Here is a 13,902-nt window from a genome sequence, read left to right as displayed (position 1 = left end):
GCTCAGGCCGAGACGGTTTCGTCCACCGTTTCCGCGCCCGGCGCGTTCTTCTTCACCGATTCGATGCAATACTTCGCGCTGGCCTTGGACGCATAGAGTTCCGAGCGAACCATGGCCTCGCCATTGGCGGCCTTGAAGCGTACGAAATGTTCGCCATTCTTGCTCTCAACGATCTCGAAACGATAACCGGTGCCGGTCTCTTCCTTGGTGAGATCGACGGTCGCGGCGCCCGGTGCGTTCTTCTTGATCGATTCGATGCAGTTCTTGGCACTGGCCTTGGACGCATAGTTTTCCGACCAGACCATGACTTCTGCATTATAGACGAACTGGACGCGGAACTGCTCGTTGGCAGCCTTGACGATCTTGAACCTGTGCATGCGGCAACTCCCCATAGAACTGGCATCAACCCAGCTTTACATGGCAATCATCGCCATGTTCCAGCAAGTTGTAATGAAGGCGGGGTTAAGTCAAGTGAAGCATCGCGGCGATGCTTTATGCCGAAAGGCAGGAAACATTTGCGTTTCAGAAATGACCTGGAGGAGGCTCAAGTGAAGCGAAATTTCATCTATGTCGGCAATGCCGAAAGCAACGATATCAGCGTCTTTCGCCTCGATGACAACGGTCAGGTCGAGCCGATCCAGACGGTGCCCTTCGACGGCATTACGGCTATCGGCAATGCAACGCCGCTCACCATCAGTCCCGACCGGAAATTGCTCTATGCCGGCATTCGAGCCGCACCTTTTACCGTGCTCACCTTCGCGATCGATGCCGAGACCGGACATTTGCGGCAGATCGGCCGGGCGGCGCTTGCCGACAGCATGGCCTATCTTTCCACCGACAGACGCGGCCGCTTCCTGTTTTCCGCCTCCTATGGCGGCAGTGTCATTTCGGTCAATCCGATCGGGGCCGATGGCGTGGCGGGTGACCCGATACAGGTGGTGGAGACCGGCCTGAATGCGCATGCCATTCTCCCCTCCCCGGACAACAGGCTCGTATTCGCCAGCAATCTCGGCTCCGATCAGGTTCTGGCATTCCGCTTCGACGCAGAGACCGGCATCCTTGCGGCAGCTGATCCGGAAAGGATTGCATTTGCGCCAAAATCCGGGCCGCGGCATTTCGTCTTTTCGCCGGATGGTCGGTTCACCTTCGCCATCACCGAGCACAGCGCCGAAGTCCTTTCCTTCGGCTATGACGCTGCAAGCGGCTTCTGGCAGAAGCTGGCCGCGGCCGGCATTCTGCCGGAGGGATTTGAAGGGGTAAGCGCCAGCGCCGATATTCATGTCACGCCAGATGGCCGTTTCATCTACGCCTCGGAGCGAACCTCCAGCACGTTGAAACTTCTGCATTTCGACGCCGCGACAGGCCAGCTGCGTGCCGGTGAAAGTTTTGCGACGGAGAAACAGCCGCGCGGTTTCACCATCGATCCGACAGGCCGTTTCCTTGTGGCCGTCGGCGAGCTTTCGCACCGGATGACCATCCATGCGATCGATCCCAACACTGGTTCGCTGACGGTAATTTCCTCGCACGCCACCGGCCGGCAGCCGAACTGGGTGGAGATCGTCGCGTTCGACTGAACCATGGACGAAGCGACATAATGTCGGTGGACTTCAGCCGACCAAAAGGCCCATACCTGACACATCGGGTTGGAGGTTTAGAATTTCATGACAGACAATAGTCTCACCGCGTCAGCGGGAGGACGGGCGGAGTTTGGCCGCGGGCTGATGTGGATGGGCGGCAGCATGGCGTCCTTCATCGGCATGTCGGTCGGCTCCCGCGAAATGGCAGCGACGATGTCGATCCAGCAGGTGATGTTTTTCCGCGCGCTGGTCGGGCTTCTGGTGATCCTTCTTCTGGCGCGAAAACTGTTTCCCGAAGTGCGGCAGATGAAGATGCTGAAACTGCACTTCTTGCGCAATGTCGTGCATTTTACCGCACAATATCTCTGGACGGTCGGCATCGTTTTCCTGCCGCTCGCCTCGGTGTTCGCGCTGGAATTCACCATGCCGATCTGGGTGGCATTTTTTGCCTGGATCTTTCTGAAGGAAAAGCTGACCACGCCGCGGATCCTTGCCACCATCGGTGGCTTTATCGGCGTGCTGGTGATCGTGCGGCCGGGTGCGGCGATGATCGATCCCGCAGCCGGGCTGGTGCTGATCGCCGCCGCCGGTTTTGCCATTGCGCTGATCGTGGTGAAGGAACTGACCCGGCATTGCTCGCCCGGCACGATCGTCGTGTGGATGATCCTGATCCAGCTGCCGCTTGGTTTTGTAGCATCGCTGACCGACTGGCAGCCGGTGCAGATGGTTTCCGTGCCGTGGATGTTCCTGTCGGGCATTGGCGGGCTGACAGCGCATTATTGCCTGGCGCAGGCGCTGAAGCGGCTGGAAGCCTCGGTGGTGATGCCGGTCGATTTTCTGCGCGTGCCGCTGGCGGCGCTGGTCGGTTATTACGCCTATGCGGAGGCGATCGACCTCTGGGTGCTGCTGGGTGCCGCCATCATCGTTCTGTCGAACTATCAGGTGGTGATGACGGAGCGCAGACGGGCTCGCCAATGAAAAAGGCGGGCTCAAATGGCCCGCCTCAAATGTTTTAGTCGTCGCTCATCTTCAGGGCGGCGATGAATGCTTCCTGCGGAATGTCCACCTTGCCGAACTGACGCATGCGCTTCTTGCCTTCCTTCTGCTTGTCCAGCAGCTTGCGCTTGCGGGTGGCGTCGCCACCGTAGCACTTGGCCGTCACGTCCTTGCGCATTGCCGAGATGGTTTCGCGGGCAATGACGTTGCCACCGATCGCTGCCTGGATCGGGATCTTGAACATGTGCCGCGGGATCAGGTCCTTCAGCTTTTCGCACATGTCGCGACCGCGCTTTTCGGCAGCCGTGCGGTGCACCAGCATGGACAGCGCATCAACAGGCTCGCCATTGACCATGATCGACATTTTCACGAGGTTGCCTTCGCGATAACCGTCGAGATGGTAATCGAACGAGGCGTAACCCTTGGAGATCGACTTCAGGCGGTCGTAGAAATCGAACACGACTTCGTTGAGCGGCAGCTCATAGGTGAGCATGGCGCGCTTGCCGACATATGTAAGTTCGGTCTGGATGCCGCGACGATCCTGGCAGAGCTTGAGAATGCCGCCGAGGTAATCGTCGGGCGTCAGGATGGTGGCCTTGATCCAAGGCTCGCGGATTTCGGAAATGCGCACGACATCCGGCATGTCGGCCGGGTTGTGCAGCTCGCGTTCCGAACCGTCGGTCATGGTCAGCTGATAGACAACCGAAGGCGCCGTTGCGATCAGATCGAGGTTGAACTCGCGCTCCAGACGCTCCTGGATGATTTCCAGATGCAGCAGGCCAAGGAAGCCGCAGCGGAAACCGAATCCGAGAGCGGCGGAACTTTCCATTTCGAAGGAGAAAGAGGCGTCGTTGAGACGCAGCTTGCCCATGGCGGCGCGCAGGTCTTCGAAATCCGCGGCATCGACCGGGAAGAGACCACAGAACACCACCGGCTGGGCCGGCTTGAAGCCCGGCAGCGCTTTCGCGGTGGGCTTCTTGTCTTCGGTAATGGTATCACCGACGCGGGTATCGGCGACTTCCTTGATCGAGCCGGTGAAGAAACCGATTTCGCCCGGACCGAGGCTGTCGACGGCCAACATCTTCGGCGTGAGAACACCGACGCGTTCGACCTGATATTTTGCGTCCGTGCCCATCATGCGGATGGTCTGGCCCTTGGTCAGCACGCCATCGAGAATGCGCACCAGAACCATGACGCCGAGATAGGTATCGTACCAGCTATCGACCAGCAGGGCTTTGAGCGGCCCCTTGTCGCCGGCCTCGCTCTTGGGCGCCGGCAGCTGGTGGACGATGGCTTCGAGGACATCCGGAATGCCGAGGCCGGTTTTTGCCGAGATCAGCACCGCCTGCGAAGCATCGATGCCGATGACTTCCTCGATCTGTTCCTTGATGCGGTCGGGTTCGGCCGCCGGCAGATCGATCTTATTCAGAACAGTGACGATCTCGTGGTCGTTGTCGATCGCCTGATAGACATTGGCGAGCGTCTGGGCTTCGACACCCTGAGAGGCATCGACGACCAGCAGCGAACCTTCACACGCCGACAGCGAACGCGAGACTTCGTAAGCGAAGTCGACGTGGCCGGGCGTGTCGATGAGGTTCAGCACATAGGTCTCGCCGTTATTCGCCTTGTAATGCAGGCGGACGGTCTGGGCCTTGATGGTGATGCCGCGCTCGCGCTCGATATCCATTGAATCGAGGACCTGCTCGGACATGTCTCGTTCGGCAAGGCCGCCGGTCGTCTGGATCAGACGGTCGGCCAGCGTCGACTTGCCGTGGTCGATATGGGCCACGATCGAGAAGTTGCGGATATGGTCAAGCGGCGTGCGGGAATTGGTGCTCATGGCTCGCGCATATAGCAGTGACAATCCCCGCCGCAAAGGGGGGATGATAACCTTTCGTTGAGTATGTGGCGCGCTTTCGGCGTCAAGGCAGCTTGGTTTCCGGGGTAATGCCACCTTCCGGATCGGTGATGATCGAGGCATTCGGCATCTGCGCGGTTTTCATGCCAAAGTTTTCGCGCTCGTCCATGGGGACGGCGTCACGTTCCTTGAGGCGCCATATGACATAAAGCCCGTAGGCGGAAGCCACGAGAATGATGGCATAAATGAACGTCTGCTGGCCGAGAACGGGGGCGAGAAAGGTGATGCCGAGCGGCACGATGGTGGCGGCCGTCGACCATGCGACCAGAAGCGTGGAGGAGAGCGGCACGAAATCACCCGGATCGGCGCGATCGTTGGCATGGGCATTGGCAACCGAATAGACGGTTTCCACCGCGCCGCCGAAGACGAGGAATACGATCATCAACAGAATGAAGGTGGAGAAGGACACCATCAGTGCCGCAACGCCGGACACGACGATCAGGCCGCAGGTAAACAGCAGGATGACGCGGCGGTCGATGCGGTCGGAGACGAGGCCGAGCGGATACTGGATGAACAGAAGTCCCGTCTGCATGACCAGCATAAGCAGCGCCACCTCTCCCTGTGTGACACCGTTGAGCGTCGCATAGATCGGCGTGAACCCCTGAACCACCATGGAGAGGCCGCCCGAGGCCAGCACACCGATGAGACCGACCGGCGAAATGCGCCATGCCATCTTCACGTTGACGCTGACGCTGGCCGGCGCCGGCGGATTGGGCAGGCGCGTGAGGCCGATCGGAATGATGGCGAGTGCCGTGACGAACACGACGATCAGCGGCGCCAGATTGCCCTCTGCCGGCACCTGGCCAAACAGCCATGCGCCAAAACCGAGGCCGAGAATGAAGCACATGTAGAAAAATGACATGGCCCGGCCGCGCCATTCATTGGAGGCCGCATGGTTGAGCCAGCTCTGGGCGATGATGAAATTGACGTTGGAGGCGGCGCCATAAATGGCGCGTGCAAGGATCCACCAGACGGGCGGCAGGTCCGCCGCCACCAGCACGGCGCCAATGATGACCATCGACATCGAGCAGGCAAACAGCCGTGCATGGCCGACCCGGCGGATCAGCGGCCCCGCCAGCACGCAGCCGAGCAGGCCACCGAAGGCAAGCGCCGGAACCGCAAGCCTTGCCGCCCATGTGGCGCCCTCCCGCGTCAGCACGAAGGGGACATAGGTGGCCATGATACCGCTGCCGATCGCGGCTATCGTCATAGAGATGACGATGCTGGCGATGGAAAAGGGCGAGGCGGTAACGTGCGGTGTTGCGGTGGATGTCATGCTTGGGGTCATCCTCAAGGCAGGCGAAGGCATTGGCAGTGCGTCAGGAGAATCTCGATTGAACTCGTCTGTATCCGCCCCTTTGGGGAACCGGACATTCTGGAAAGCGCTTCGCGATTGCGAAAACATTAGCGCAGGCTTGTGACGGAAAGCTATCCGGAGAGCGGCAATGCAGGCGCTGATTTCGAAACATTCCGCTGGGAATTTTGTCGCTTGATTCCACGATCTGCGAATAATAATCTCTGATCATGGAATCACGCGATCAGCAATTTGAGGGAGAGGTCGGCGAACGCGCAAAGGTGCTGCGCAGTGCTGCAGGCCTGACGCTCGACGAACTCGCGACACGATCAGGCGTCAGCAGGGCGATGATCTCACGCATCGAGCGTGGAGAAGCCAGCCCGACGGCAGCGCTTCTGGCCCGACTGTGCGAGGGATTGGGCCTTTCGCTATCCGCCTTTTTCGCCCGCGACGAGGCTGCTCCCTCGCCTTTATCCCGACGCGACGGCCAGCGCCTCTGGCGCGATCCGCATACGGGTTATCTGCGCCGCTCGGTTTCGCCGGCAGGCACGGGCTCGCGCGTGGATATCGTCGAGGTGGAGTTTCCGGCCGGCGCACGCGTTGCCTTTCCGCCGCGTGAAGAGAGCCGGGTGATGACGCAGCATGTCTGGCTGTTCGACGGCCTGCTGGACATGGTATTTGCCGCGGAAACGATCCGGCTGGAACCGGGCGATTGCCTGTTCATGGATATCGGCGACGCTTTCGAATTCCACAATCCATCCGACAAGCCTGCCCGTTATGCCGTGATCCTCGATCGCGGCCGTTAAATCCGTTTCACCATCCGAGGTTTTTCGATGACCGATATCCACATACTTGATGCCGACGCCGCCCGCGCTGCCATTGCCGATCTTTGCGAAATCCTGTCCGACTGCATCAATGGCGGCGCTTCTGTGGGGTTCATGCTGCCGTTTTCGCCCAATGACGCCGTGGCCTATTGGCACGAGATCGCCGATGCGGTGGCTGCAGGCGCAATCATTCTCGCGGTTGCCGAACATGAGGGGCGGATCGTCGGAACAGTGCAGGTGGGGCTGGCCTCGAAACCGAACCAGCCGCATCGCGGTGACCTGATGAAACTGCTGGTGCACCGCTCGGCCCGCGGGCTTGGCCTGTCGCGAAAACTGATGGCAGCAGTGGAAGAGGAAGCCGCCCGCCGCGGCCGCACGCTGCTGGTGCTGGACACGGCGACCGGCAGTGAGGCGGAGACTATCTATCCCCGCTTCGGCTGGGAACGGGTTGGCGTCATTCCCGATTATGCGCTGTGGCCGCAGGGCGGATATTGCGGCACGACACTGTTTTACAAGCGGATCGGATAAGCAGGAGGTTTTCGCCTCCCGCCATGTCTTCAGTTGCCGGGCTTCAGGTCACGCTCGAAAGCGTCGATAATGAGCCGGCTCAGTTCTGCATGGATTTCGGCGCGGGGTCGGGCGGTTTCCTCGCAGATCGGATCCAGCTCGCCCACTGACTTCAGAAAATCCGCGGCACCTTGCTTGCAGACAGGCAGGAAGCTGAAGTGATCCGCGCCTTTCACCTGCTGGTAGATCGCGCCCGGAATATCCTTTGCCAGTTGATCGGACAGAACCGCCAGGGGCACGTTGCCCGGTGCTCCGAGATTGATCAGGGTGACCGGCACATCGATGGCTTCAAGGCTGCCCTTCTGAAACGTCGTGGCGAGACCCGGATCAACCGAGATCACAGACGTGATACGCGGGTCACGGTTCTGCTGTTCGAAACGGGCCTTGTCGATGGTTGCAAGATCAAGCGGCTCGACATCGACCCTTTCGCCGCCGGCATAACCACGCCCTCCGGCAAACCATGTGCAATCCATCATCTGCGGGCTCTTTTCGCAATAACGCCGATAGGCTCCAAGATCAGCGCGGGCGCCGGCAAGTTCCATGGCCGTGGAACCGCCAAGGGAAAAGCCGAGAATGCCGATACGGCTTGTGTCGATGGACGATTGCCAGCGACGATCCGTGGCAAGGGCCGAGATCAGTACGGAAATATCCCCGGTCCGATCCCAGATTTTTGGCGTTGCTGATGGGGTGGAATCGCCGCTGGTCGTGCCGGGATGATTGGGACCGGCAACGATGTAACCCGCCTCTGCCAGCTTGACGGCAATCCATCCCATGCCTTGCGCACGGGAACCGGAACCGTGGGACAGCAGGACCAGCGGAAAGCGTCCGTCACGGATGGTGGCATTGTCTTCTGCGGAACCGGGTTCAAAAATCCGGTCGTAATCGTGCTCGGCCTTCTGTCCATCGCCCTTGGACGGATACCAGACCGTGACCGCCAGCGGCCTCGGATAATCCTGCGTAACCACGCTGATCTTCCGCACGCCAACGGGCTCGGCGGCCTGCAGTCCTGTGGCGACACTCATAAGCGACAGAGAGAAAAGAAGTGCTATCGGTTTCATGGCGACCTCATTCGGTTGGAGAACGAGGGCAAGCATGAGAGCCGAATGGCAGGCATTCGACCTCGAACGTGATCGAGGTCTTTTTTTATTTTCTGGAGGCCGATCTGGCCTCCAGCAGGATCATTTGCCAGATCAGGCAGCGCGGCGCTTTTCCGTCAGGAAATACAGGAAAGCTGCAATCGGCAGGGCAATACCGATCGACGATGCCAGTGACCAGCCGCCGGTGGCATAGGCCCAGGCGCCGATGGCTGAACCAAGCGCGCCGCCGACGAAGAAGGCCGCCATGAACAGGCCATTCAAGCGGCTGCGCAGGCTGGCACTGAGGCCGTAGATGGCGCGCTGGCTGATGACCAGCGTGGTGGAGACGCCGAAATCGATCAGGATGGCCGCAAGCGTCAGCAGGCCGAGCGCCAGCATGGAGCCTTCGGGCGCAATGTGCGTGATGAGGTAACCAACCACCAGTGCCACAATACCAAGGGCTGTTGCCGGGCGGCTGAGATCACGGTCGGCCAGACGGCCGGCAATCGGCGAGGCGATGGCACCGGCGACACCGGCGAGCGCAAACAGCGCGATACCGGCCTGGCTGAGCCCAAAAGCCGGGCCGGCCAGCAGAAGCGGCGTCACCGTCCAGAACAGGCTGAAGCTGGCAAACTGGCCGAACTGGTAGGCAGCGCGACGGCGCAGCACCGGCTGGGTGATGACCAGAGAGGCCATAGATCCGAGCAGCGACAGATAGTTGAGGCTGGTTTCAGGCCGGCGGGTCGGCAGTTTTATCGCCAGCACGAAGCCAAGCACGACCATGACGGCGGCAGAGACATAAAACACCGCATGCCACGAGGAAAATTCGGCGATGAAACTGGAGACCGGCCGCGCCAGCATGATGCCGAGCATCAGGCCCGAGACCACATTGCCGACGACGCGGCCACGGCTTTCCTCCGGTGCAAGGCTTGCCGCAAAAGGCACGATCATCTGCACCGCGACCGAACCGAGGCCGATCATCAGCGAAGCGGCGAGGAAGGGTGACGGTGTGGAGGAAATGGCAGCAGCAAGCAGCGCCAGCGTGACGATGGCCAGCATGGTGATGATCAGCCGACGGTTTTCGACGAGATCGCCAAGCGGAACGATGAACAGAAGGCCTAGGCCATAACCGATCTGGGTGAGCGTGACGATGAGGCCGGTTGCCTCGGCCGGCAGACCGATGGAAGCGGCGATCGGCCCGGCGAGCGGCTGGGCATAATAGATGTTGGCACAGATGAGACCGGCAGCTGCGGCCATCAGAAAAGTCATGCCGGCAGAAATGCCAATGGGCTTTTCGCGTGGTTCGGCTGGTGTGTCGGAAAATGCCGTATCTTCGGCGGCTTGGAGGGTCATAAAAACTCCTGGGAGGCTGGAGGTATAAGTCAGTCGAGAATTTTCAGGGCAGCTTCGGCGGTTGCCGTGGCGCGGGCGAAATCCTGCCCGCCCTTGCCGATGACACGCATGCCCTGGATGACGGCGTAAAGAAGATGTGCGGTGACCTGCGGATCGATATGGGTGCCGATGGACCCGTCCGCCTGGCCCTCACGAACCAGTCGTTCGAACAGCGTTTCGAACCCCGCCTGCGAGCGGGCGACACGGGCATCGGCTTCGGCATCAAACAGCGCGAGTTCGACTGCGGCGCCAACGACAAGGCAGCCGCGGCGACCGGCCTCGCCATGGGAGCCATCCGCATAAAAATGCAACAGCAGGCGGATGCGCTCGCGCCCGTCTCTGCCCGGTGCGATCGCTGCGTCACGCAAACCGTTTTTCACCAGCTTGTAACGATCGAAGGCGGCGAGAAAGATCGCCTTCTTGTCGGCGAAGGCCTTGTAGAGGCTGCCGGCCGTGACGCCCATGGCAAGACTGAGATCGCCAATCGATGTGCCGTGATAACCGCGTTCGGTGAACACGACGATCGCCTGATCGAGCGCGGCATTCATGTCGAATTCCCGCGGGCGGCCTGCTGCGCGGGGCGCAGCAACTGGATCTGAGACAGCCATGATTGAAGAATCCATATTAGGAAATGATCATTCCCAAATAGGCCCGATGCCTGTCACGGTCAACCGGCTCTATCGAAAAAATTCAAAACACGTCGCGCGGCCATGGCTTGGATTGATGCCACCTGCCTCAAAACAATGGAGGCGATCATGGACAGGGATCGAAGGGCAGGACGCCGTCAGCTAACAACGATGCCGGCAGCAACCGTCCGAATTTCCGCAGCAGATGGTATAGCGCCGCATTTGTTCTCGTGTGCTTTTGCCCAATACACGCGAAAAGGTTGCATTCGCACAGGTTCTATTTAGTATTTCTACCTTTTGAACTGCCGATTTGCGATCATTTTGAAGATCAATCCGAAGTCGCGCCAGCGTGCTGGACTTTTTTTAACGTTCTTTAGCTACCACAGCCATGTTTTGTGCGGTCTGCGCCACAGAATCGCCCAGCCTGCCTGCTTGACGGAAAGGCGAGCGGTTACGCTAGGGGGCAACCCACAGCTTTATATTAGGACTTTGATTACGTCGCGACCAGAGATGTGAATTAATGATCGACCCTTACGACATTCTTGGAGTTACCCGTGATGCCGACGGCGCCGCGATCAAGGGCGCTTACCGCAAACAGGCCAAGACCTCACATCCGGATGCAGGTGGCGATGTGGAGACATTCAGCAAATTGACGAATTCCTACGAATTGCTGATCGATCCGGTCCGCCGCAAGGTTTATGACGACACCGGTTACGATCCGGCCCTGGCCGACACCAAGGACCTTGAGAGCGTTCTCGTTCTCGAAACACTGATGAACGAACTCATTCTCGACGACCGCGAGCCGGGCAGTTTCGATCCGGTTGCCGCCATGCGCCGCAAGCTGACCGACCAGATCGTCAGCGCCCGTTTTCACATCCTCGAAATGGAACGCCACCGCGGCCGCATCCGCAACCACCTGGACCGCATCGGCCGCCGTCCGGAAGCCGACATTCTCGGCCGCATGTTCCGCGCCCGCACCGATACGATCGGTGAAGCCATCACCAAGTCGGAAGCGCAGATCGAAGCGATCGAGCGCGCCTATACGATGCTTGAGGGGTATTCCTACGAAATGGTGGAGGTCGTTCAGAACGCGGCCGAATAACGGCTGGCGATCCGGCTTCAATTACGATCAAACAGCAAAGCCCGCCGTTTCATCAACGGCGGGCTTTCTTCATTGGATCACAAGTTGCGCGATCAGGCGCGCAAAATGCCGCCGGTGGTCTTTTCGACATTGGCGACGATCTTCTTCGTCAGCGCGTCGAAATCCTCGTCCGTCAAGGTCTTGTCGACCGGCTGGATCAACACTTCGATGGCAACCGACTTCTTGTGCTCACCCAGCGATGCACCGGCAAACACGTCAAATACGTTGACGCCGGTGATCAGCTTGCGATCGGCACTGGTCGCTGCCTTGATGATGGCACCGGCTTCGATCTCCGAACCGACGACGAAGGCAAAGTCGCGCTTGACCACCTGGAAGGGCGAAAGCTCGAGGCCCGGCTTGGTGCGGGTCGCTTTTTTCTTCGGCTCGGCCATGGCATCGAGATAGATCTCGAAACCGCACAGAGCACCGGATACATCGAGCGCATCCAGCGTCTTCGGATGGAATTCGCCGAACGTGCCGAGAATGATCTTTGGACCCATCTTGATCGTGCCGGAACGGCCCGGATGGTACCAAGCGGGACCACCCTGCTCGATCTGGACATTGGCCATCGGCAGACCGCAGGCCTCGATCACGGCAAGCGCATCGGCCTTGGCGTCGTAGACGTCGACCGGCTTGCCGCCGCCCTTCACCGCATTCGACCACATGCGACCGGCGCCGTTGATGGAGGCGGTGCCACGACGGATGCCGCCGGCAACACGGCGCTGGCCTTCCGGCGTGTCGGTCTCATAGGTGCCAGAGACCTCAAAGATCGCCACATCGCCAAAACCCTTGTCGGCATTGCGCTGGGCAGCGGTCAGCAGACCCGGCAGAAGCGACGGGCGCATGTCCGACATGTCGGCCGCAATCGGGTTGGCCAGCTTCAGCGACGGAGAACCGCCGCCGAACAGCTTTGCCTGGGCTTCCGGAATGAAGGACCAGGTGACGGCTTCCAGCATGCCGCGCGAGGCGAGCGCGCGCTTGGCGGTGCGGGTGCGCACCTGCAGCGTGGTCAGGATACGGCCATTGATGGCGGACAGCTTTTCCAGCGGTTCCGGCTTGATCTGGTCGACGCCGTGGATGCGCATGACTTCTTCGACAAGATCGGCCTTGCCATCGACATCGGGACGCCAGGACGGAATTTTGACCGATACACGCTCGCCCGAACCTTCGACCGTGAAGCCGAGGCGGGTAAGGATGTCACGGCTTTCGTCCGTGGAGATGTCGAGGCCGGTCAGGCGCTTGACTTCGGAATAGGGGAAATCGACCGTCTTGGCCTCATACCCCTTGTAGCCGACGATCTTTTCGTTGGCCGGTGTGCCGCCGCATAGTTCCAGAACCAGCTGCGTGGTGCGGTCGAGGCCGGGAACCATGTATTCCGGGTCAACGCCGCGCTCGAAGCGGTAACGCGCATCGGTGATGATGCCGAGCGTGCGGCCGGACTTGGCGATGTTGATCGGATCCCACAGCGCCGATTCGATCAGCACATCGACGGTGTTTTCGTCACAGCCGGAATGTTCGCCGCCCATGATGCCGCCGATCGATTCGACGCCATTGTCATCGGCGATGACGACGTTGTTGGGGCCAAGCTTGTATTCGCGGGTATCGAGCGCCAGCACCGTTTCGCCTTCCTTGGCGCGACGGACAACGAGGTTCCCCTTCACCTTGGCAGCATCGAAGACGTGCATCGGGCGGCCCTGGTCGAAGGTCATGTAATTGGTGATATCGACCAGCGCGTTGATCGGGCGAAGGCCGATGGCCTTCAGGCGAGTTTGCATCCAGGCAGGGCTCGGGCCGTTCTTGACGCCGCGCACGAGGCGCAGGCCGAAGCCGGGGCAGAGCTTTTCGTCATCGAGATCGATGGTGAGGCCGACCGAAGTTTCGCCTTCGAGCTTCAGCGCCGGGGCAGCCGGCACTTTCAGCGTGCCGAGACCGGAGGCTGCGAGATCGCGGGCAATGCCGTAGATCGACGTGCAGTCCGGGCGGTTCGGCGTCAGGTTGATCTCGATCATCGGATCGTCGAGACCGGCATAGGTCGCGAAAGACGTGCCGATCGGCGCATCCTGCGGCAGATCGATAATGCCGTTATGGTCTTCTGACATGTTGAGCTCTTTTTCCGAGCACATCATACCGTGGCTTTCGACACCGCGGATTTTTCCGACCGACAGCGTCACATCGATGCCCGGAACGTAATCACCCGGACGCGCGAGCGCACCGACCAGACCGGCGCGGGCATTCGGCGCGCCACAGACGATCTGCAGCGGCTTGCCGCCATTGACGTCAGGACCGGCATCGACCGACAGAACCTTGAGGCGGTCGGCTTCAGGGTGTTTTTCCGCCGACAGAACCTTGGCGATGACGAAGGGCTTGTAGGCCGCCTTGTCATCGACATCCTCGACTTCGAGACCGATCGCCGTCAGGCGCTCGCAGATCTGATCGAGGGTGGCGTCGGTCTCAAGATGATCCTTGAGCCAGGAAAGCGTGAATTTCATTG

General features: G+C 60.2%; 12 protein-coding genes and 1 pseudogene. 5 read left to right on the top strand and 8 right to left on the bottom strand.

What is annotated here, in order from left to right:
* Nucleotides 1–2: 2 nt before the first annotated feature.
* Entirely contained in the window at nt 3–173 is a 171-nt protein-coding gene (locus EDF70_RS30355) for a YegP family protein (RefSeq protein ID WP_245519239.1), read from the bottom strand.
* 51 nt (nt 174–224) lie between these two features.
* Nucleotides 225–377, bottom strand: a pseudogene (locus EDF70_RS30350) (DUF1508 domain-containing protein); the annotation flags it as partial.
* 171 nt (nt 378–548) lie between these two features.
* Here EDF70_RS30350 and EDF70_RS17785 point away from each other — a divergent pair.
* Together EDF70_RS17785 and EDF70_RS17780 are read left to right on the top strand one after the other, a co-directional pair.
* On the top strand, nt 549–1,574 hold the full coding sequence (locus EDF70_RS17785; protein ID WP_132276292.1) for a beta-propeller fold lactonase family protein: 1,026 nt from the start codon (nt 549–551) through the stop codon (nt 1,572–1,574).
* A gap of 87 nt (nt 1,575–1,661) precedes the next feature.
* Complete coding sequence (locus EDF70_RS17780; protein WP_207908274.1) at nt 1,662–2,555, top strand: DMT family transporter; 894 nt, start codon at nt 1,662–1,664, stop codon at nt 2,553–2,555.
* Nucleotides 2,556–2,589: 34 nt separating this feature from the next.
* On the opposite strand, the gene lepA is transcribed toward EDF70_RS17780, so the two are convergent.
* Together lepA and EDF70_RS17770 are read right to left on the bottom strand one after the other, a co-directional pair.
* Nucleotides 2,590–4,413: a translation elongation factor 4 gene (gene lepA, locus EDF70_RS17775; protein WP_132276290.1), complete on the bottom strand. Its 1,824-nt coding sequence runs from the start codon at nt 4,411–4,413 to the stop codon at nt 2,590–2,592.
* 82 nt (nt 4,414–4,495) lie between these two features.
* Nucleotides 4,496–5,767 carry an MFS transporter gene (locus tag EDF70_RS17770; RefSeq protein WP_132276288.1) on the bottom strand — a complete coding sequence of 424 codons (1,272 nt, stop codon included), beginning with the start codon at nt 5,765–5,767 and terminating at the stop codon, nt 4,496–4,498.
* A gap of 245 nt (nt 5,768–6,012) precedes the next feature.
* Between EDF70_RS17770 and EDF70_RS17765 the strand changes: the two genes are divergently transcribed.
* Nucleotides 6,013–6,591: an XRE family transcriptional regulator gene (locus EDF70_RS17765; protein ID WP_165932066.1), complete on the top strand. Its 579-nt coding sequence runs from the start codon at nt 6,013–6,015 to the stop codon at nt 6,589–6,591.
* Nucleotides 6,592–6,618: 27 nt separating this feature from the next.
* Nucleotides 6,619–7,137: a GNAT family N-acetyltransferase gene (locus EDF70_RS17760; protein ID WP_132276284.1), complete on the top strand. Its 519-nt coding sequence runs from the start codon at nt 6,619–6,621 to the stop codon at nt 7,135–7,137.
* Between the two features lie 29 nt (nt 7,138–7,166).
* On the opposite strand, the gene EDF70_RS17755 is transcribed toward EDF70_RS17760, so the two are convergent.
* From EDF70_RS17755 to EDF70_RS17745, 3 genes are all read right to left on the bottom strand, one after another.
* Nucleotides 7,167–8,234 (bottom strand): dienelactone hydrolase, encoded by a 1,068-nt coding sequence (locus EDF70_RS17755; protein WP_132276282.1) that lies wholly within the window; start codon nt 8,232–8,234, stop codon nt 7,167–7,169.
* Between the two features lie 132 nt (nt 8,235–8,366).
* Nucleotides 8,367–9,521, bottom strand: a complete 1,155-nt coding sequence (locus EDF70_RS17750; protein WP_245519238.1) for an MFS transporter — start codon at nt 9,519–9,521, stop codon at nt 8,367–8,369.
* Nucleotides 9,522–9,634: 113 nt separating this feature from the next.
* A complete protein-coding gene (locus EDF70_RS17745; protein WP_245519225.1) occupies nt 9,635–10,252 on the bottom strand; it encodes a TetR/AcrR family transcriptional regulator in 618 nt (205 codons plus the stop codon).
* A gap of 538 nt (nt 10,253–10,790) precedes the next feature.
* On the opposite strand from EDF70_RS17745, the gene EDF70_RS17740 reads away from it, so the two are divergent.
* A complete protein-coding gene (locus EDF70_RS17740) occupies nt 10,791–11,372 on the top strand; it encodes a J domain-containing protein (protein ID WP_132276276.1) in 582 nt (193 codons plus the stop codon).
* Between the two features lie 92 nt (nt 11,373–11,464).
* Here EDF70_RS17740 and pheT read toward each other — a convergent pair whose 3' ends face one another.
* The gene (pheT, locus tag EDF70_RS17735; protein WP_132276274.1) at nt 11,465–13,900 is read right to left on the bottom strand and encodes a phenylalanine--tRNA ligase subunit beta; all 2,436 of its coding nucleotides are present in this window, start codon (nt 13,898–13,900) and stop codon (nt 11,465–11,467) included.
* Between the last annotated feature and the right edge of the window lie 2 nt (nt 13,901–13,902).

Origin of the sequence: Neorhizobium sp. JUb45, from assembly GCF_004343585.1 — a bacterium.
GTDB lineage: Bacteria > Pseudomonadota > Alphaproteobacteria > Rhizobiales > Rhizobiaceae > Neorhizobium.
Note: the sequence above shows the minus strand (reverse complement) of the source record. Positions and strands in the feature narration are given on the sequence as shown.